Raw genomic sequence first — 20659 nt, forward strand, 5'->3', positions numbered from 1 at the left:
CATTTTTTTGTTATAAGTCTGCAATTTGGATTTGCGATCAATTGCAACTATTTGTTTAAAAAAAGTATGTTCTGGAGTCCAGTATTTACTCCTATGAATAAATCCAAGTCCCCATCGTTATCAATATCAGCCATATTTGCAGAGAAAGAATTGATGTTGCCAATGCTTTGCTTAAGAGTAAAAATGGCCGATCCGTTATTAAAAAATATGTGTTCTGGACCAAATCCGTTAGCTATAGCAATGTCCAAGCTACCATCGCCATTAATGTCTCCGAGAACACTGAAGCGAGAGAGAAACCCACTTGATAGAATTTGTCCAGTGTCGACAAAGTTAAAATTACCATTATTTAAGTATACATGATTACCTTGTCCATTATTTGTTTGGATAATATCTAAATCTCCATCGTTGTCTAGGTCACCAACAACGGCTGATCGAGTGTCGCCTGTCGATGGTATTTGAATAATGCGTGTAAATATACCACTACCATCATTAGAATATAGATGAATACTCTCATTATCTAGGTTAGTTGAGATATAATCGAGATCTCCATCGTTGTCAAAGTCGTGAAGAGATTTTACATTGCTACAAGAATCGAAATTGTCTAAAGCCTGACCGGAGTCAGTAAAAACTCCCGAACCGTTGTTGAGATAAATTTTATCTGGAGCGCGGTTTCCTGCAATAATATCTAAATCTCCATCTCCATCAACATCACCTAAATCTATATTAAATGTTGAACTGTTTCCTAATTCTTGGCCAGCTGTAAAATTTCCATTACCGTCATTAATCATTACTTGATTTGGTTGGCTATTGGCATTTCCGAAGACCGCATCTAAATCACCGTCGCCATCGATATCACCAATAGCAATTCCTAAAGTATCTCCAGAAAAATTTTGTGTTACTGTAAAATTCCCTGAGCCATCGTTGATAAATAAAGCGTTGCTAGAGTTGCCATTTCCTCTAAAAAAATCTAAGTCACCATCACTATCAAAATCCCCTGCTGCGAAAAAACGCGTATTTCCAGATCCCAAATTTTGTCCTGACTTGACAAAGGTCGCACTTCCCCAGGTTCCGGAGAGGGAATTTTGCAATATTTTGTTTTGCCCCGCAGTGACTAGATCCATATCTCCATCGTTATCAATGTCCCCTATGATAATCGCTTTTGTAGGAATTGCTGAAAAATTTTGCTCAGAGGGCGTAAAATTCCCTTTGCCATTGTTGTGAAAAACCTGGTCGCTTTGATCGTTGTTGCCAAAAACAATGTCTAAATCGCTATCGCCGTCAATATCTATAACAACTAGAGAAGTAGAGTTGTCTGCGCCTACATTTTTACCAGAATTAGAAAAATTTCCTACGCCATCATTGACAAAGATTTGGTTTTGTTGGCTATTGGCAAAAACGAGATCTAAATCTCCGTCTTGGTCGATGTCTCCTAGCGCTAAAGCTTGCGTGTTTTCATTTCCCAAATCCTGACCAGAATCAGAAAAGTTTCCGAAGCCATTGTTTAAGAAAATCTGATTAGCTTGTCCACTACTGTTGCCGAAGATAAGATCTACATCGCCATCTTTGTCAACATCACCCACGGCGACAGAACGAGTATCTCCAAACGCAACAGCTTGCCCTAAACTAAAATTTCCCAAGCCATTATTAACAAATATTTCGTTGTCTTGGTCGTTTGAGTTGGCAAAAATGAGGTCGAAATCTCCATCTTTGTCGATATCAACTATTGCTACAGCTACAGTATTGCTCGTTCCCAAACTCTGACTTAAAGAAAAATTTCCCGTACCATCATTGAAAAAAACCTCATTATTCTGACCACTGCTATTAGCAAAAACTATATCAAAATCACCATCTTTGTCCACATCGCCAACTGCTACTGCTCGGGTATCTCCAACAGAAAAAGAAGAACCACTGCTATAATTGCCAGATCCATCGTTAACAAAAACTTGATTTGTTTGGTTACCATCATTGCCAAAGATAATATCTAGATCTCCATCTCTTTCTATGTCTATAAAAGAAACTGTGGAGCTTTGCCCAGTGTTTTGCTCACTATCGACAAATCCTGGGATTATGTCGATAGCTGTCGATGCACTCGCATCTGTTCCATCAACACCTTCGATAAGATCGTCTGTAATAGCAGGATTTATATCAATACCAGAAGCAGAGTTTGCTGTTGTGGAGGATAAAGTGAATAGCTGTCTCGTTTTTAAACTTGGGTTGCTGCCAAGAGTTATTTTGATTTCGTTGCTGACATCTCCCAAAGATAAACTACTGTTTGCGCCAAAATTGTCCCCAGTAACAGGCAAAGTAAAAGCTTCATCAGCCACATTTGCATTGTTGTTGAGAACAACGCTTTGATCAAAAGGAATAATAATAACATCACCACTGTCTGCGATTTTATTTCTATTGATATCTTGGTAACGAGCTAAACCCTTTACCTGTGGAGAATTGACGTTTCTATAACTAAAAGCGTTGTTTAAAGTATCACTTTGGTTGTCAGAGTTTGTAACCGTTACATTGACGACAGCGCGTTTTGGAGTTTCGGGAGGCGTAGTACAGGTTATCTGACTAGAAGTGATAACCACATTGCTCGCTTCATTGGCACCAAAAAAGACCGTTGCACCATTTTCAAAATTACTACCTATAATAGTAACAGATGTACCACCTGTTGAATTTCCTTGTGCAGGATCAATCGATTCAATGTCGGGTGCAGGAGCAGCAGAGACAACAGCGATATTCCCAGCAATAGGAAAAGAAAGTTCTTTGGTTATAGGTAATCCATTTTTAAGCGTAAACAATTGTGCATACGCTATGTACGAATAATCGCCAAGATCTACGAAATCTCCTTTATTGTTACGTCCATCCCAAATACTTTGTACCTCAATATCAATAGAACGACTAGAAACTTGATTCTTAACCACGATGGTGCGAACAATGTTATTCGCGGAGTCTTTGATCACCTGAGTAAAATCGAGAAATTGTTTAGGAGCGAGTCTTTCTAAACGGACAGTTGCACTTAATATATTTTGTTCGTTTGTCGGATCGAATGGGTCTGGAGAGTCGCTAAAGCTCGTAATTGCTATATTTTTAAGTTTATTGAATACCGCTTTTTGCGAAAATACCCACGATTGGCCAAAAAAAGCAATTGCTTTACCTGCATTAGTTTCTTGCTCGCCACTTGTAAACTTTTCTACAGAGCGGCCAAATAGGTTTGCTTTTACTTCAAGCACTCCTATCATTGATTGTGCTGTTTGTAAAGAAAGATCAGCAATATTTTTGTCCGACAAAACTAGCGAATCCACTACTCGTTGAAAAGTATCTTTAATTGGTTGCGCAGTAGTATCTTTGTCAATTGATTTTGCTAATATGATAGCTGCCTTTTTGCTATTTGAAAAAACTTTTGCACCATCTTTGGCGGATATTCTAAAACCATCGATAAACAGCGGTTGTTCTTTGAATGTTAGACTTTTTTCTACAGATAAACGTGCAGAGTCTATTATTTTTTTTAGCTTTGGGTCGGTTGTTGTAATATTTGATAAAGTAGTTATTGCATTTTCTTTCAATTGACGAGGAGATAAATTAGGCGAATTTTCAATTGATAGTGTTATTACATTTCCAGATGTATAGTTAATTTCTTGTGTTATAGTATCGTTTCCATTGTTTCCTACTACTCCAGTTTTTATAGCCGGAAAAGGGATAGAAAAGATCCTATTAGTGAAAGAAGCTATTCGTGTCGCGTAATCGGTTATAGATTCTCCGTTTTGTGAAGCCAAAAGATTACTGCCAAATTGCGCTGGAGAACTATATATAAATCCTTGCTCATCAAAGAAAAAAGGAGCAGCAGCATTTCTATTTGCTGTTATTACAGATTTACGAATATTATCTATTTTAAAAGTACCAAAATTACTAAATTCGTATGTAATAGAAAGTGGTGTCCCTAAATCTGCTGATCCATTTTCGAAAAATAGCCCATCGTTTATCTCAACAGAAACGGTAACACCTTCTCCCGATACATCTATACCGTTTATATTTCCGGACTCTACTGTTGCTCCTGAGTATGTTAGTATTTCAGCTTGAATGTGTATTACAATAAACAATAATAATATTATGCTTTTTATGCTTTTCATGTTCTTCCCCAGCGTTTTAATTTCAGGATGCTAATTTCTTATTAAGATAAAGATGTTTTATTTTTATAAGGATTTTTTTAAATTTATCTTTTATTATATGAAAATTTATGATAGTTGCCAAGTCTAGTTAGCTTTTTTGTTTTGCATTCTTCTGTGACAATACCTCAATCCTCCGCTTTTATATGAGTATAATATATGAAATATGTTACACTACTTGCTCTTACAATTATTGTCTTTCTCTTCTATAAGCTACTCACCGATCAATCCAGTAAAACGCGACCAATTCTGTGGAAAATCACTGGCAAATCTCCTTGCTATTTATTGGCTTCTTTACACTACGGTATAAAAAAAAATCATATCCATAATGTGGTATGGGAAAAAATGCGTACTTGTCAGACTATTGTCTTTGAAAATAACAACAATGAGGATTTTGCAACGAAAACCGATACTTCTCTGCAAGAGCATTTGGGGAAAGAATACTGGAATAAGGTTAAATTATGTTTCGCGCCCAATGTACTCGCCAAGGTAGAATATTTAGAAATATGGTTACTAGGAGTTTTACTTGTTTATCGTACTTATCCAGAAGGAGAAGGCGTTGAAGCTATTATTACTAAAAATAGTAAACAAAGAATCGTTGGCTTAGAGGATAAACAAGATTTGCTCGTTCGCTTGCGAAATTTTTTTACTTTAGAAGTAGTAAAAAATATTTTAGATACGAACTTTGAACAGGATGACAGTAATATCGTTGCTCTGTATAAATCTGGCGATTTAAGTGGGCTGAATGACTATTTCGATACGCTAGATGAATATTATAAACAGCTACTTATTAGTGAGCGAAATTATAATTGGATGCCTGTTTTAGAAAATATTATCAAACAAGGAAATGCGTTCATTGTTGTCGGAGCATTTCACTTGTTGGGAGAAGAAGGGCTTATTTGTTTGCTACGAGAAAAGGGATATACTGTAACACGCTACAAAGTTTCTTAGCTAGGGAGATAAATTATTTGCCACCTCCTTAAACTATTTGTTTATTACATGTTGATAAAGGTGATTTCCGTAGCGATCTTTTACTTCGATTACTAATTTCTGGTCATGAATCATAACTTGCGAATATCCGTAGCCAGTATGATAAAACGCGGTTCCACTGCCACTTGTAACGGGATCTTTTTTTGCAGACTCGCCACATACGAGTTGCACGCACTTTGTGGAAGTGTTGTTTGTGTTTAGGCTAGTTTTTTGAAGTTCAATGACTTGCGTGCAGTGCTCATGCCCTGAAATAACAAGATCGATACCCGTTTCTTCGATAATACTGTACAATGTTTGTCGATAGTTGTCGTAAGCGCATGAATGAATATCTTGCGGGTAGTGTATAGACCACCAACCCAAGGTCGCTAAAGTACCAAATGGCGGTATTAGTAATAGTTTATGCCACCACTGAGGAAATTGTGGCCACCCTGGTCCGAAAATAAAGCTTCCTAGCTTACCAGGACGATGTTTAGCATATGATTCTAATGAATGGTGTGTTAGTAGTACTTGCCATTTGTTGTTGTTTTTTGGAACTACTTTTATGAGAGACCGCAAATATTGTCGCGCAAGTTTGTCATAACCATAAGCAAATAAATCTATTGCTAATTCACTATCTATAGCAATTATATCAACAGAAGGGTGAACAATTTCTTGTGGAATTATCGTTGGTTTCATGTATTTAACTAAGTTTTGTGGCTTACTATATAGCGTACGATATAGTTCGGAATGTGATTTGTGATTTTGGGCATTGCCAGGCAGAAAAAGCCAGTTTTCAAATAAATGACGATCTTTTGGATGTGATATCTGTGCTAAAAAGTACCAGGGAGCAATATTACCCCATTTGCGTTCGGAAGCAATAGCATCGTCATTATAATCATGATTTCCTGGTATAGTAACAAGTGGTACAGAGTTATTTTTGTAGCGACATTTTGCGAATAATTTAGCTATCTTAAGCAATTTTTTAAATGGTTTAGAGTTACTAACTTCGCTGCGCGGAAACCCTTTTACATATAAATTATCTCCCAAACCAAGAATGCAAGGACGTTCCTTTTGCTGATTTATGTCGCTAGCAATTGCGGTTGTTATATCTTTAAGCGAAGAGCTTGGGCTTCCAAAATCGCCTGCGATATAAATGGTTTGCTTGATGTTTTTAGTATTTACATGTTGTTGTGATTTTGGTGAAGCAATATAGATATTAGAACAGCTAAGAAATGCTATAACACATATAATAATAAATGTCGTTTTCATTGTTTTCTCTATAATCAAGGTCGGAGTCGCTAATGGTACAAAAAATAGCGCAATCCTGTGCAGGATTACGCCCTAATTCAAAACTTGTTATAAGCTTTAGATTTTAAATATCACTCCTAGGAACACGTCCTAATTTAAGCGCCTGATAAAGCGAGGTTTTGGAGCATGGGGTGATTTGTTTGACTTTTTAGTAAAAGACAAAATCAAGTCAGCCACAGACAATGCAGAAACGTTTTCAGTTGTAGGAGTGGTTAGGACAAACTGGGCTTTTGTTGAGCGCAAGAAACGACCAACCTCAACGATTCTTACCGTGTCGAGGTGAGCATTGTGTTCATCCATAATAAAAAATCCACTTGCTTGGTCTTGCTCCATACGAGAAAGCGCAACTAGTAAAATTAAGCTCGCTATTACATCTTGTCCACCAGAAAGTGATTTATCGCGTATATTTACTTCGCGTTTTTGGTCAAAAGCAACACGCACTTCCATTCGCGAATCTTCTATGAGACTCTCCGCATTTCCCATTTCTAGAAAAACGCGCATCTTACAACCTGCAAGTGAAGCGAGGTGCTTTACTGACTTGTTGTAAAAATCAATCGTATGAATGATCATTTCACGATAATCTTCGCGGCATTTCTCTAATTCATCTGAGCGATGCATATAGTCATTTTCTTGACGTACTAGTTGTAGCTTCTTTTTCTTTAATTCTTTAGTTTCGTGATCAAAAAGTAGAATTTTTTCTAGTTCGCGGCAACCACTATAGTTTTCTAACTTTTTAAAAATCTCTTTTATTTTGTGTTCTAACCAATCGCGATCTTCTACATCTTCTCGCGTATAACCAGTGCGAATATCTGACGGAATTTCTTTTTCTAATTCTTCTTTTTGCCAGCGAAGTTGCAATATTTTTTGTTCCACATTGTGCATTTCTTCTTGGAGAGCTTTTTGATCTCTCTGTACACGTGAAAAATCTTTTTCTGCTTGTTGATATGAAGCAAAGTTTTGATTTACTTTTTCATTGAGAAGATCTATTTCTTTGAGAATCTTTTTGCGCACTTCATTTATTTGCTCAGATTCTGCTAAGTATTTGTCGCCTTCTTTTTTTACTTCTTCGTGTTTATCTTTAGAAGATAGCCATTCTTCTTTGCGACGTATTATTTTTAGTTTCTCTTCAATTTTTCTTTTTTGGTCAGAAGCCAAGGTTAACTTTACTTGTAAATTTGGAATTTTTTGCTTTTCGCGCTCAATAGTTTCTTCCACTTCTTGTATTTGTTGTTCAACTGCTAGCCCACCACAGTAAAAACGAATTTTATGGGCAATAAAAATTCCTCCGCGCTTGTCTTGACGATAACCTGATTGAGTAATTGTAATGTGTTTTTTATGTTTGTGCCCATCTTGAACAGTATCCACAAGTAGTATATCTTTTAGTGGCACAAGTCGCTCTGCAATGCGATCATCTGCTATTTGCAATTGCGCTAAGATGGAATTAGTGCGTATTTGGGTTGGAATATCTGTGCGGCCGTAAGGAGAGATATAAAACGCGTAGCGATTTCTTTCTCCTATTTTTTTCGCTGCCAAAAAATCATGTTCATCGACAAATACAGAAAAACGTTCGCGGCCTAAAAAAGCTTCAATAGCTAATTGCCATTTAGGTTCTAAAATCTCAATACATTCTGCAAATAATAAATGATCAATATTGGCTTCGTCAAGAATATCGCGAAAATTATAGATCTCATCAGGGTATGTTGGCAGTGGGCTTTCTTCAAGACTTGCCAGTTCTTTACGTAAATTGGACAGTTTTTTTTCTACTTCGCTTAGCGCATTCTTATTTTGAAAATAAGAGAGCTGAACTTCCTCTTGTTTGTCTTTTAGTTCTTGAGGAGATTCTTTTATATTCATATTCTCCGAAGCTTTACGCAATTCCTCTAGTCTTTGCCATTCCGAATGGCACTTGCCTATTTTTTGATGTAAGGCATTGAGTTGTTTTTCGTGTCCTTGTTGTGTAGTTCTTAACCCATTTTGATCTTTTTGAATGAGTTCGCGTGTTGTTTTTAGTTTTTCTTGTTCTTCACGTATGCTCTTACACTGTTTTTCTGAAACTAACTTGATCTCTTGCTTTTCAGAATAATTTCGTTCTAGTTTATGTAAATTATCAAGAATATGATACCACTTTGAAATAGGTAATTTCTCTGTTTCGATCATTTTCTTTTCATCGATATATTCTTTATATTGCTCTGCTTCATTAGCTTGTTTTTCAAGTTCGGCAGTTTGCATATGGATTTTATTGTACTCAGTTTTTAGCTCTATAAGTTGTTGTGAAGCGCGGCGATAGTTTTGACGTGCATCTTCATAACGTTTTATGATATCTTTGTTCCCTGTGATATCCATTACTAATTGTAGCAGTTGATTTGCACTTAGCTGACCAATGCGGTCGGTTTGTCCTTGTTCAAGAGCAATTAGTTGTAATGTTGAGCGAGAGACACCTGCGTCTTCTAGTTGCTTGGAGTATTGTAAAGGTCTCATTCCACTTTTGAAATCTTTAATTTTTTCAATAGGCGGGTCACCTTTTACTATAAAATACTCCTTTTCAATTTTACGATTTCCTTTATTGCGGATAATACAAATAAGGGATACATCGACATCTCCATAAATACCAAGATGAGAAAAAGTACGCCGTTCACCTACAAGTGTATTTGTCACAACTCCGCGAATCATCGCTGTTTCTACGTCTTTTCGCACATAGTGATGCAGTGTACGACTCTTGCTTAGTCTCGGACCATTTAGCAGTACGCGCAGTGCATCGAGAAAAGTGGTTTTACCGCTACCGTTTTGCCCTATTAATAGAATAATGTCTCCGTCCATCGGAACGCGGTAGTTTGGATAGCAATCCCAATTCATCAACTCTAAAGATTTAAAGCGAAACATATTTTAAGATTCCTCATCTTGATTAATTTGTGTTTCAGAAATAACTAACTCGTCAGCTAAATCGATAAATTCCTCTTCTTCAAGCTCCTCATCCTCTTCCCACTCCTCTACTTCGTCTGTTACCCCTGCTAGTTTGTATGCAAGAGCTGATTTCTTAATTTCATTTCCCATTTGTTGGCCATCAATGAGGAGATCAAGAAAAACACCTTCGGTAATTATTTCATTGTGCATATGAATAAATTTAAGATTTGAGAGTCGCGATACTGTTGATTTAAATGATGTTTTACTTCCAAATTGTTTGCCAAATTCGGCGTATAATTCTGAAAGTTCCACATAAATGCGATTGGGATCTTTTTTCTTCTTTTTGCGAGGCTTTTGCTTTTCGAAAAAATCTTGCTGAACGGTCGTAACTTCTTCATTTTCCTCTTTATTTTCTAACTGTTCTTTCGCCGCTGCTTTTTTTGCAATTGCTTCATCCAAAGCCTTTTGAGCTTGGGTACGTTTTGGTAAAATGAGCTTACTCCACAGAATAACTAACATAGCTACTTCATTGCTCTTAAGGCTGATATTGTTAGATTCTTCTATTGTGTCTTGGCTATCACAAGTAAGTTTTACAGCATAGAAATCAGAGTAAGAATTCATGACGAGCTCCATCCCTACATCTTGTAAGCGGTCGCGTATACTTGTGAGTAAAAGGTCATTGAGTTCTAGTTGTGGAAATTCTGATTTGTGAACGTATCCTTGCCGCAATAAACGTGCACAAATAATAGCGGCTTCGTTTGATGTTGTATTCATTTTTATTTTTATTCCTTTTGTTCTCGCGTGACAACACCTTTGGTTATTTCTTTTACGCCTGTCACAAAATCATTGAGTTTGGCGACTTCTAATTGTAAGCCATCATCAAGTGAGTGTACTTGTAATTTAGGAATAGACTCTTCGTTTTCAATGTCCATGTTTTTAGGTAACTCAGAATGTTCAAGTACAGCAATCATTGAAAAGCGAAAACCTGATGTTGCCCAATTTTCAGCGGGAACAATTTTTTCTAAGGTGACAGAATCGCTTTTGCTTAGTGCATAGTCTATTTCGGTAATAAAATTCAAGAATTGATTATTTTCACTAATCGTATCTTCGCTTTCATTTGCCATTTCAAACTGATCTGCCCAACTACGGCGATTATCATCAGGACGCTCTTTTTCAAATTGCCACTCTGCTTCATAAACCAAAAGAGCAGGTACTAAATCTGGAACATGAATAGGATGAGCGATTAAATCTTTCCCTACCTGCGCTAACTTTTCTAAACTACTATTGATCAAAAAACTGTTAACGTCGTGTTGTGTCAAAGATTTGTCAGCCAGTATAATTTTACGTGCGACAAGATCATTTTGCGCTCTTTGTACTTGTGAAACACGCGAGTGAAATTGCGAAAGTTTTTCGTGAATTTTTTGCTTTAAACGATAATTACGAAAACTTTCTGTTCTCACATTTTGCAAGTATTCTCTCGATTTAATTGCTACATCAAATTGTGAACGAACTTGTTTGTTCATTTTACGGATCAGGTACTCAGATTTACTTGCTATTGTGCTTTCGATATCTTCGTCAATTTTTACCAATTCGTTAATAAACATGCGTAAATTATTTGAAGGATCGTTGTTTTGCTGTGACATTTCAAGTAAAGAAAATGAAGAAATATTTGCGCCTAGAGCGTCTTCTAATCCTTCATCTTTTGGCATTGCTGATAATACCGACAAAATACTTTTCCCAAAACGAGTGATTTCGTAAGAACCTTCATTAAAAATTAGCCAACCACTACGACTAAGTTGTTGTATTATTTTTTTGCGAATTTCTTGACGCATCCAATGAAATTCGTGTGCCATTTCTTGTGGAGTCCAAGAAGTTTTGTCCCTGTTACTAGATAGTTGTAGTAAGACAGACATTCTAATGTAAAAATCATCGAGATTAGTGCGCGTTAATTCTTTAAACAATTGAAAAAAAGGTTTACATGCTTGTGCACTACTTATAGACTCTACTTCAGCTAAAGGAATGTTTTTTTTCAAATAACCTTCTAGCTGATTCTCCGGAATAGTATCTTCACTATTTTCGTCAAATAATGTTTGTTGTTCTTTAGATACTGTATTTTTTTGTGGTATAGTATTTTTTTTATTATCCATAGCGTAAAAATTTTCACCTAAAATATAAACTGACTACTAGTTTTAATACTAGTAGTCAGCTTTTGAAATAGGATTTACAATCAATGCGTATCCCATTCTAAAATGTAAAAATTCAAAATCAAGTAAATACTACGGTTTTTTCACGGTATTTATAATATTTCTAATTTTTTAGCAATTTCTGGTGGTACATCAAAACGCAAAATAGTATTTCGGTTACTTTGATCGTTGTATGAAGAGTGATCTTCATGAGCAAGTTCTCTACATTTTGTTGCAAGAACATTTTTGGAAGATTCATGGTCAACCACACATGTGTGTATTGCTCCAATCGCATTTCCTTCATAAACTATTTCAAATAAACGCGCTTGTTGTGGAAATCCGATTAATGAACTTGTTTGAACTTCCCAGTACCCACTATGCTTTCCATCGATAGCAGTTATTTTATTTGTGTGTTGATGTCCAACAATGTGCAGTACTACATTTGAATAAGAAGCAAGCGTTTGCGTAAAAGTGTTACCATCAATGGTTTGCTTTCTTTCTTCCATATGACCTGCAAACTGCTTTACTACTCTATGCATTTTAGCGTCACTTTGGCAAACATCTACCATGCGCTTTTTCGCACGCGACAATGTCATTATACTGTTAGATGGATGATGCGATGCAATAATGACAAGTTCTCCTGCACGTTTTGCCTCTTCTAACTCTGGAATAAGAAAGTTTTCAAACTGATCTTGGTCTATAATTCCAAAAGCAGTTCCTATTCTCGAAGTAGTGTCAAGGACAATAAGCCTTAAAGGAGTTGAAGCACGTGGCTTTGTGCTGTAGTATGCAAGGTCTTCTCCTGCAAGACTTTTTGGAAAACCAAATACTGGTCGTTCCCCACCACCATTTATGTAAGAAGAAATAAATTCTTCACTACTAAGAGCTGCACGACGAGGGTCAGCAACTATTTTTCCTGGCTTAAGTTTGTCAGGGTTGTAAGGCGTTCCTTTTGGCACAATAACACCGTTACTATAATTTCCTACAGGATCTTCAATAGAGAATTGTTTACCTAAAATAGGCTCGGCAATAGCATTAAAAACTTCGCGAAGATATGGTGGAATATTCCCTTGATATAGTACATCGTGATTTCCTACAGCGGCGTAAAAAGGAATATTACTAAGAAGTCCTTGTACTTTTAGTGGATCATTGCCATCATTTCCTAGACCAGGAACAGGGTCTTCATTTTTACCACTATCAGGATCTATCATTCCTCCACTCATAGCGGTGGTAAACCAATCAAGCTCTATTTTATGAGCATTGTCAATAGAGTCACCTGTATTGAGTAGAAAGTCAAAATTAGATTGTAAAGAGATTCTATTCAATGTGCGAATCATCGAATCAGTACTAGAAAATAATAAATCTTCTTGCGGATGAAATCCACTACTACTAATGTCGAGTTCGGTGAGAATGCTATCGAGTACTGCAAAACGTGCCGGTGATTCTTCATCGATAATGTGCATGTCGGTAATATGACCAAAAAATAGCAGACTCTTTGGTTCTTTTGTTAAAGGTAACTTACTTTTTAAAAAGTCGTTGCGGATTGTCATATCTTCGCCAGACGAAGTTTCAAGATGTTTGTTTTCCGCATTGAACTTGATAGTTTTGTTTAATGTGGTCTGACGCCACACTTGTAAAAAAGCCTTGCCTAGTATTTGTTCGCTGTTGTTTTCCAGCGCAAGTAGTTCTCTACCAAATAAAGGACCAAGTAAAGCAGTTAATCCTGCTGCTTTTATAAATTTACGTCGTGTAAATTGCAAGACCTGACCTCCTTCTTTCGAAATTTTATGAAAGTATTTGTAGGGCGTATTGATATTACATAATTAAACCCCAACACACTTTAAATAAACCACTGATAAAAATGTGTTTGCAAATACTCCTTGTGCAATTTGACATATATTAATTTATAATGAAATGTCACAAATTGCAATGTGTTTGTAAACAAATGATAAAAAATATTGCATCTTTTTCGTTGCATCTGTCACTATAAACTAATAAAATTTAGGAATTGTAGTTCAAATCTCCCACTTCCTAAGAAAGGTAATTTATGGAAAACCTGTCTCTACTCCTAGCTTTGCAAGAGATTGACAAAGAAATCGTTCGTATTGAAAATGAGCAAGAACGTCTTCCTCGGAAATTATCGAAAACTTACCAAGAAGCGATAGAAATCCAAGAAAATATAGCTAAACAAAAAAAATTCATCGATCAGCTCAAAGTGGAAGAGAAAAACAATGAATTAGAAATAAAAAGTATTGATGATTTAATTAACAAGAAAAAGGGACACTTGGCAGTTGCCAAAACAAATATCGAATATAAAACACTTTTAAAAGAAATAGATGATCAAGGTACAACACGCGCTAAAACAGAAGAAAAAACAATCGAACTTATTGATAAAATTGAAGTTGAAAAAAGTAAACTGAAAGAAACAAAAAGCAAATATAATGTTATTGCTGATGAATATGAAAAATTTCGTTTACAAGTAGAAAAAGAACTTCGGGAACTGTCATCCGACCTAGATTCAGTATGTAAAAAACGTGAAAAGAAACGCGAAGATATCGCTGACTTAGAGCCCGGAACTTTATCAGAATACGAGAGAATTTTCAAAAATTTACGTGGTGATGCTCTTGTTCCTGTTCAAGACGAATATTGCACATCTTGTCATATGGAAATTCTAGCAAAAGACATGACAGATCTTCTATGCAAGAAATTAGTTTATTGTGAAGGTTGTTTTCGTATATTATATTTACCTGAACTTATTTCTTCTTCATAACTAAGGCGTGTCGACATTTATCTTCTTTGTAGTATGGCTATTTTAGAGATTAGCTGCGCTTTCTTTTGCACAGCAAAACAAAGCGTCTTCAAGGTAATTGCTACTCATTAAAATCTCACATCATATTAAAATCTAAATGACCGACGCGCTTTATTCATCTTCTTTACTTTTTAGAACAACTTTTGTTGTGACTACTTTGTCTTGACGTTTCACTGTGATTATTACAGATGCATTTGCAGGATAGGTCCATAATTTTCCATAAAACAAGTCAAGACTGTAAATAGGTATATTTGCTATTTTAAGCACAATATCACCTGAACGTAAGGCTTTGATTAGGGATGATTTTATCAGCACTCCCTGATTAAAGTACTCACGCGCTTCTACATCTATTTTGCCATGAATAATTTTTTCGCCTCTCTTTAACAGGGGCAAAAAGTTTTTAACTTGTTTGGAAGTAATAGCAAATCCAACTCCTGAACTACGTCGATTATTAAATCGCGAGGCAATCCTCCCGCAAACACCTACCAATTCCCCTTGTAGATTAACAAGTGGTCCACCTGAGTTCCCCGGATTTAAGGAAGTATCAGTCTGAATGGCATCTCCATAATTGTCTTGGTAACAGTGAAGAGCACTAACAACTCCTAAGGATACCGATGGAGACCCATCTTTTGAATATAAAAACGGATTTCCCATAGCTAAAACCCTTTGACCATGATACAGTAAATCAGAATCACCTAATTTTAGAAAAGGAAGGTTTTTCGGCTGACCACTGATTTTTAATAAACAAATATCTCCTAATACATCGCGACCTACTACAAATGCTCGGTACGCTTTTTTACTACCAGTTATTACTGACCATTTATCAACATCTTCCACAACATGATTATTGGTAATAATATAGCCATCACTAGAGATAATAGCACCTGCTCCGCCACCGATACTAACGTATGCATCAAGACATTTATGAATAGTGTGTTTTATTTGTTGTTGTATTTGAATTGCAATATCAAAATCTGTATTTTCTTCACTATACAATAAAGTCGTACAGGTAAAAATAAGTAAACAATAAATCTTCACTAACAATTCCTTAAAAAAACAGTGGCCTTTTTTTCAAAATAACTTCAAAGTTTTTTATACGACTATTTCGTAGAACTCTTAGTCGTAAAGGTTTGCTATAACCTATTTTTTTTACCCAAGATGAAAAATCGCTACGTTTTTTCATCTTACGACCATCAACAGCAATAATCACATCACCGCTGCGAATTCCTGCTTTGTAAGCCGGAGTTTCAGGAAAAACACTACCTACGACGACTGAGTAGGAATTATCATTGTTAATTTGCATACGATTTACGCGAATACCCATAAACGGTTTTGTTGGAATAGGAATACTTTGTTTTCTTCGTAGCGTGGGCAAAATACGAGACAATCTTTTTGTTGTAGTAAAAAAACCAACACCTGAAGATTGACCACTCTTTGCATAGTGACTTACACGATTGACCACTCCGACAAAATTACCATATATATCAATAACAGCACCACCAGAATTTGCATAATCAACTTTAGCATCGAGTTGCCAAGAAAATCCGTAGTAACGCTTCGTTCCACTTACAATACCCGTATTTAAAGTGTAGTATTTTTTTGATTTACTTTTGGCAATAACAATTGCCCAGTCTCCAAGCTGTGGATCGCGTTTCGACATAGTTAAATACTGTGTGTTTTTGTTAATGCGAAGCAAAGCAATATCATCTAATTTGCTATACGCAACTAATTTAGCTGGATAACTATTGCTACCAATAAACACACGGAGACTACGAATTATCCCTGAAACATTATAATAAGAAGTTACTATTTCTCCTCTAGAAGAAATTATAATACCAGAAACATTACCCTCTGGACGTTTAGATACTTCAATTGTCTCTTGAAGGAACTGTTTCCAGTGGCGGCGATGAATGCGTGGTAAACTTTCAAAATCTTGTAAGAAAAAACTAGGGGGTGGTAGAGATATATCTTTTGTTCTTTCTACTTCTATTTGAACGATATACGCTTCTGTTTTTGATGCCGCTTTTACAAAAGAATTTTGTAGTGATAATAACTCTTGTTGACTTTGAGCAAAGATAAATGGAGAAATTAAAAAAATTAATATTATACGCATATTTTTCTCTTTGGGTTTTAAATTGATATCGGTTGCAAATTTGAGTGCACACTGTTTTCTGAAACTACACTGTGAGCTGTAATCATTATTTTGAAAGTTATATTTTACAGTTTTACTATATTCAGGTACAATTATATTATGTAATATTTGTGGGAAGATATATAAAAAAAATCATTTGGGAGGTTTTATGAAATATTTTGTTGTATTTACCGTTGCTTTAATGGTTTGTTGTAATGGGTGGAGTCAAAATGCTTCTATTGCTAGCGCTGCTGAAAATTTAGAATTTAGTGGTACCTGGAGTATTGATGGTCAATCCGAAGGAACACAGATATTAGCGCAAGGAAATTTATTAGAGAAGTATAATGGAAGCGAGTTTTTTCCTCTTGGCACTAAACAACACATTGCCGAGGCAAAAAACTTTGTTAATATTATTGCTTATGCTGAATGTGGTTATCTACTGCCTTATGGATATGATTACGCTACTCATTCTATAGATGAAGTACAACCAGGTTATATCTTGCAAAAATCTGCTCCTGAAGCTCATACAATGATTGTTGTTTCGGTGAATGGTGAAGAAGTAAAAGTGCTTCATTCTAACTGGGCTGCTTACCACCGCGTATCTTTCAATACTTTTACAAAAACGTGGTTAGCAGAAAAAGGCTTCAAGGTTTTCAAACCAGGAGAAGATGAAGTAAAAAATGTAATTGTTGTTCAAGACAAAAACCCACAAGGACGTGTTCTTGGTTCTTGGCGTGTTGCTATAACAGGGTCTGTTCCTTATCATCGTGTAAGCCAAGGAACAATCATTAGTCATAGTGGTCCGGGTGGCCAAGTACGTGTAAATGAAACACGTAGCGTCTCAAATTCGTTTCGCACAGAAGCAGGTGTTGATGCCGGTGTCGTTTCTGCTAAAGTAGGGTTTGAAGTAACAGCCTCTTTTTCGCGTTCTCTTCAATACTGGCGTGATGTTACACCAGGAAAATACGGCTACGTTGATCTGTATTACAAATATATGCTAAAGAATTTTAACGTTTACTACGATCCACTTATTGGAAGCGAATATTTTGTAGCAACAGGCAAAGCATATAAGTGGCAAGCTGTGGAATTTCAATATCGCGAAACAAGTAACTAATTACTTAGTTTCCTAGCAAATTTTGCATAGAAATTTTGCTTATTCTAGTAGATTAAAAGCTTGCAGTTAAACTGCAAGCTTTTGTTTTATTCACTTGCTAGACGGCTCTTTGCTTTTTCTAATTGTTTTCCAATTTGCCCTGTTATTATGCATACAAACATTACCCAATCAGCAAAAAAAGATTTTAATGGATACTTAAAAGTTGCAGGTCTGTTGTGCTCTACAAAAAAGTGTCCAATCCACGCAAAAGCATATCCTGATACAAAAGCGCCAATTAAATAATAAAGATTACTATAATAAATAGTTGCCGCGAGAAAAAGTAAAGCAATTAAAGATCCTACAAAGTGCAAAAATCGATTTTTAGGATCAGAGTGCTCTAGTAAATAAAAAGGCCAAAATTCACCAAATGTTTCATATTTCTGCTCCGCCATTTTTTACCTTTCTAATCTGCATTCGCAGTAAAATTTTCTGAGTGCGTTGATACACTCTAATTTAGGTTTCTATAATAACAATTTATCGAAAAATATTCTAGAATGTTTCCAAATAGCAAATGGTGGTGTATAATAGATATAATATCTAGGGTTTGTGATATTTATTTTCCTTATAATTTTGTTACTTTAGAGATTTTAGTTGTTACTTTGTGGTTACAGAACATAATTTTGCACTTTTAAAATTCTCGCTACTCTCTGAAGTGACTCACATTATATAAAAACGTTAGCATCCCTGGATGAAAATAAAATACTAAAGTTTTGTATCAGGAAATTGTTATGGATGAACAAGATATAAAAAAGATATGGGAAGAAACTATTGAAAAATCACCCAGTGATAAACCACGAGATACTTATAAGGGTAAAGCCCATCCGTATTTTGCTGAAAAAAATCTAAGTTTTAATATACCTGTTTTCAAAGTCAAACGGCAAGAAAATGGTAGCTCTTATCCATATTCAAGAAAAACGATACAAGATCCAAACGTACGCGATACCAAAGAAGAAATTCTTCAAACTCTTGCAGACCCCTCTTCAGTAAAGTCTCCGATAACAAATAATCATCGTAGGGAATCGGATTTAGATACTCTAGATCTTAAAGAAATTCTTGCAGATCGCGATGAAAAAATCGAACATGATTATAAGGAGAACGTACCACCAGCTTTTTCTAGTTACGAAGTTCAAGGAGAAATAGCTCGCGGTGGCATGGGAGTTGTTTATAACGCAAAACAAAATAGTTTAAAGCGAAATGTTGCCATAAAACAAATACTTCCTAAATCATGGACTCCTTCTATTCAAGAAAAATTTATTGCTGAAGCAACAGTCACAGCTTATCTTAATCACCCTAATATACCCGCTGTTTATGACTTAGGACAAGGTGAAGATGGCGATGTACTTATGGCAATGCAATTAGTTGAAGGCCTTTCTTGGGTTTATCTTCTTTATCCAGAAACCTTTAAACACCAATTAATTGCCGAAAAATATAGCCAAGAAGATCATTTAGATATACTTCTTCATATTTGTAGTGCTGTAGCATTTGCACATAACAAAGGTGTTATCCACAACGATTTAAAACCTGAAAATATTATGGTTGGTGAATTTCGTGAAGTATATATTATGGATTGGGGGATTGCAGTAGATTTTTGGGATAATCGGCCGGATGATCTTCCTATTGTACGCAAAGATATGATAAAGCGTCCAATGGGGACACCAAGCTATATGCCCCCAGAATTAGCAACAGGTGATGGTCAGAAAATTGGTCCTTGGACTGACATTTATCTCTTAGGAGGATTGCTATACGAAATTATAGAACGTCGGCCTCCTCGAACAGGAGAAACGACTTTAGACGTACTTGATTACGCTGTAGAAGGAAAAACCCCACAATTCTCTACGAATAGCTCACCTGAATTAAAATCCATATGTTTGAAGGCCTTACAAAAGAATATTGGTGATCGTTACCAAAATGTCCACGAATTCCAAAATGATATACAAAACTATCTACGCCACAGACAAAGTTTAATTATTGCAAATAATAGCAATCGTATTTTGAATAACTGTTTGACTAATGTGAAAAATCAAAGCCGCGACGAAGAAGATAACATTCGCTGCTACGACAACCTTGCCAAATCAGTTGCTGGTTTTGAGCAAGCCCTTCTTTTATGGAAAAACAATGAAAAAGCCATAAAGGGAAAACAAAAAGCGCGTATTGAGTATGCTGAAATTGCTTTACGAAATGGAGATTTCCTTTTAGCAGAAGCGCAATTAATGGAATTAGACAATTCTACAAAGGAAGTCCAGAATTTAAACATACAAATCCAAGAGGCAAAAAGGAAAAGAAGTCGTGCGCAAAAAATAACGAAAAGACTTCGCTGGGCAATAACGATTGCTATTGTTGTCATCATATGCGGACTGCTTACAGTTCTTTTGTCTATACAAGAAAAACAACAGAAAATGGCCTTGCAATACGCTTCACTATATACTTCATCATTAACGGAGTTTCGAAGTGCGTACTCTTCAAAAATTGTTAATAAAGTAAAAAAATTAGGTGTTAAAGTCACCCACGATTATCACAATAAAGAGAATCAAATACCTTTTCCTGCGACTTTTAGTATTGAGTTAGCAGAACAAATTAGTAAAAATAAAAATGGTATCAAAGCGCGTTTGTATAGCAACTTTCCATTTCCTTGGAGAAAAGACGGAGGTGCTCACGATGACTTTCAAAAAACAGCTTTGGAAAAAGCAGACGAAAACAGTAGTGAACCGTATTATCGTATCGAAAAATACAACGGTGTTCCGGCCTTACGCTATGGTAAAGCTGTGATAATGAAGCGAAGTTGTGTTAATTGTCATAACACTGACAAATATAGTCCCAAAAAGGATTGGAAGGTCGGCGATGTGCGAGGAATTCAGGAAGTCGTTATTCCGCTTGGTTCTACAATAAGTGAAGTAAAAAAATTGGCATTTCGAATATTCTTACCTATCACTATTTTAGCGCTACTTATGATCTTTGTCATTGGTGTTATTGTTGCTAGAAAATATCCGACAACGTAAAGTAACTTCTGGTTAGTGAGTAGGATCTACTCTAGTAGATCTAGATATG

13 protein-coding genes are annotated in these 20659 nt (G+C 35.8%); 4 read left to right on the forward strand and 9 right to left on the reverse strand.

What is annotated here, in order from left to right:
* Positions 1-47: 47 nt before the first annotated feature.
* Positions 48-4124, reverse strand: a complete 4077-nt coding sequence (locus tag UABHE_RS08880) for an FG-GAP-like repeat-containing protein (protein ID WP_372369894.1) — start codon at positions 4122-4124, stop codon at positions 48-50.
* 195 nt (positions 4125-4319) lie between these two features.
* Between UABHE_RS08880 and UABHE_RS08885 the strand changes: the two genes are divergently transcribed.
* Positions 4320-5111: a TraB/GumN family protein gene (locus UABHE_RS08885; RefSeq protein WP_372369895.1), complete on the forward strand. Its 792-nt coding sequence runs from the start codon at positions 4320-4322 to the stop codon at positions 5109-5111.
* Between the two features lie 33 nt (positions 5112-5144).
* Here UABHE_RS08885 and UABHE_RS08890 read toward each other — a convergent pair whose 3' ends face one another.
* From UABHE_RS08890 to UABHE_RS08910, 5 genes are all read right to left on the reverse strand, one after another.
* Positions 5145-6398, reverse strand: coding sequence for a metallophosphoesterase (locus UABHE_RS08890; RefSeq protein ID WP_372369896.1), 1254 nt, complete (start codon positions 6396-6398; stop codon positions 5145-5147).
* Positions 6399-6527: 129 nt separating this feature from the next.
* The gene (locus UABHE_RS08895) at positions 6528-9317 is read right to left on the reverse strand and encodes an AAA family ATPase (RefSeq protein ID WP_372369897.1); all 2790 of its coding nucleotides are present in this window, start codon (positions 9315-9317) and stop codon (positions 6528-6530) included.
* Positions 9318-9320: 3 nt separating this feature from the next.
* Entirely contained in the window at positions 9321-10112 is a 792-nt protein-coding gene (locus UABHE_RS08900) for a hypothetical protein (protein ID WP_372369898.1), read from the reverse strand.
* An 8-nt stretch (positions 10113-10120) separates the two neighbouring features.
* A complete protein-coding gene (locus UABHE_RS08905; protein WP_372369899.1) occupies positions 10121-11485 on the reverse strand; it encodes a hypothetical protein in 1365 nt (454 codons plus the stop codon).
* A 149-nt stretch (positions 11486-11634) separates the two neighbouring features.
* On the reverse strand, positions 11635-13281 hold the full coding sequence (locus tag UABHE_RS08910; protein WP_372369900.1) for a metallophosphoesterase: 1647 nt from the start codon (positions 13279-13281) through the stop codon (positions 11635-11637).
* Positions 13282-13568: 287 nt separating this feature from the next.
* Between UABHE_RS08910 and UABHE_RS08915 the strand changes: the two genes are divergently transcribed.
* Complete coding sequence (locus UABHE_RS08915; RefSeq protein WP_372369901.1) at positions 13569-14291, forward strand: zinc ribbon domain-containing protein; 723 nt, start codon at positions 13569-13571, stop codon at positions 14289-14291.
* A gap of 150 nt (positions 14292-14441) precedes the next feature.
* Here the strand turns inward: UABHE_RS08915 and UABHE_RS08920 are convergent, their stop codons facing one another.
* Both UABHE_RS08920 and UABHE_RS08925 read right to left on the reverse strand, forming a co-directional pair.
* The gene (locus UABHE_RS08920) at positions 14442-15368 is read right to left on the reverse strand and encodes a S1C family serine protease (protein WP_372369902.1); all 927 of its coding nucleotides are present in this window, start codon (positions 15366-15368) and stop codon (positions 14442-14444) included.
* A gap of 10 nt (positions 15369-15378) precedes the next feature.
* Positions 15379-16443, reverse strand: coding sequence for a S1C family serine protease (locus tag UABHE_RS08925; protein WP_372369903.1), 1065 nt, complete (start codon positions 16441-16443; stop codon positions 15379-15381).
* Between the two features lie 187 nt (positions 16444-16630).
* Here UABHE_RS08925 and UABHE_RS08930 point away from each other — a divergent pair, with 187 nt between their 5' ends.
* Entirely contained in the window at positions 16631-17575 is a 945-nt protein-coding gene (locus UABHE_RS08930) for a hypothetical protein (RefSeq protein ID WP_372369904.1), read from the forward strand.
* Positions 17576-17661: 86 nt separating this feature from the next.
* Here UABHE_RS08930 and UABHE_RS08935 read toward each other — a convergent pair whose 3' ends face one another.
* Positions 17662-18006, reverse strand: a complete 345-nt coding sequence (locus tag UABHE_RS08935; RefSeq protein ID WP_372369905.1) for an Mpo1-like protein — start codon at positions 18004-18006, stop codon at positions 17662-17664.
* 336 nt (positions 18007-18342) lie between these two features.
* On the opposite strand from UABHE_RS08935, the gene UABHE_RS08940 reads away from it, so the two are divergent.
* Entirely contained in the window at positions 18343-20610 is a 2268-nt protein-coding gene (locus UABHE_RS08940; RefSeq protein WP_372369906.1) for a protein kinase, read from the forward strand.
* Positions 20611-20659 lie beyond the last annotated feature (49 nt).

The sequence above is a fragment of the Candidatus Uabimicrobium helgolandensis genome (assembly GCF_041508025.1).
Taxonomy (GTDB): Bacteria; Planctomycetota; Uabimicrobiia; order Uabimicrobiales; family Uabimicrobiaceae; genus Uabimicrobium; species Uabimicrobium helgolandensis.

Bases quoted from the DNA above. Each gene is read 5' to 3' on its own strand.
- UABHE_RS08880 (WP_372369894.1), bottom strand. From the start codon at position 4,124: ATGAAAAGCATAAAAAGCATAATATTATTATTGTTTATTGTAATACAC.
- UABHE_RS08885 (WP_372369895.1), top strand. From the start codon at position 4,320: ATGAAATATGTTACACTACTTGCTCTTACAATTATTGTCTTTCTCTTC.
- UABHE_RS08890 (WP_372369896.1), bottom strand. From the start codon at position 6,398: ATGAAAACGACATTTATTATTATATGTGTTATAGCATTTCTTAGCTGT.
- UABHE_RS08895 (WP_372369897.1), bottom strand. From the start codon at position 9,317: ATGTTTCGCTTTAAATCTTTAGAGTTGATGAATTGGGATTGCTATCCA.
- UABHE_RS08900 (WP_372369898.1), bottom strand. From the start codon at position 10,112: ATGAATACAACATCAAACGAAGCCGCTATTATTTGTGCACGTTTATTG.
- UABHE_RS08905 (WP_372369899.1), bottom strand. From the start codon at position 11,485: ATGGATAATAAAAAAAATACTATACCACAAAAAAATACAGTATCTAAA.
- UABHE_RS08915 (WP_372369901.1), top strand. From the start codon at position 13,569: ATGGAAAACCTGTCTCTACTCCTAGCTTTGCAAGAGATTGACAAAGAA.
- UABHE_RS08925 (WP_372369903.1), bottom strand. From the start codon at position 16,443: ATGCGTATAATATTAATTTTTTTAATTTCTCCATTTATCTTTGCTCAA.
- UABHE_RS08930 (WP_372369904.1), top strand. From the start codon at position 16,631: ATGAAATATTTTGTTGTATTTACCGTTGCTTTAATGGTTTGTTGTAAT.
- UABHE_RS08935 (WP_372369905.1), bottom strand. From the start codon at position 18,006: ATGGCGGAGCAGAAATATGAAACATTTGGTGAATTTTGGCCTTTTTAT.
- UABHE_RS08940 (WP_372369906.1), top strand. From the start codon at position 18,343: ATGGATGAACAAGATATAAAAAAGATATGGGAAGAAACTATTGAAAAA.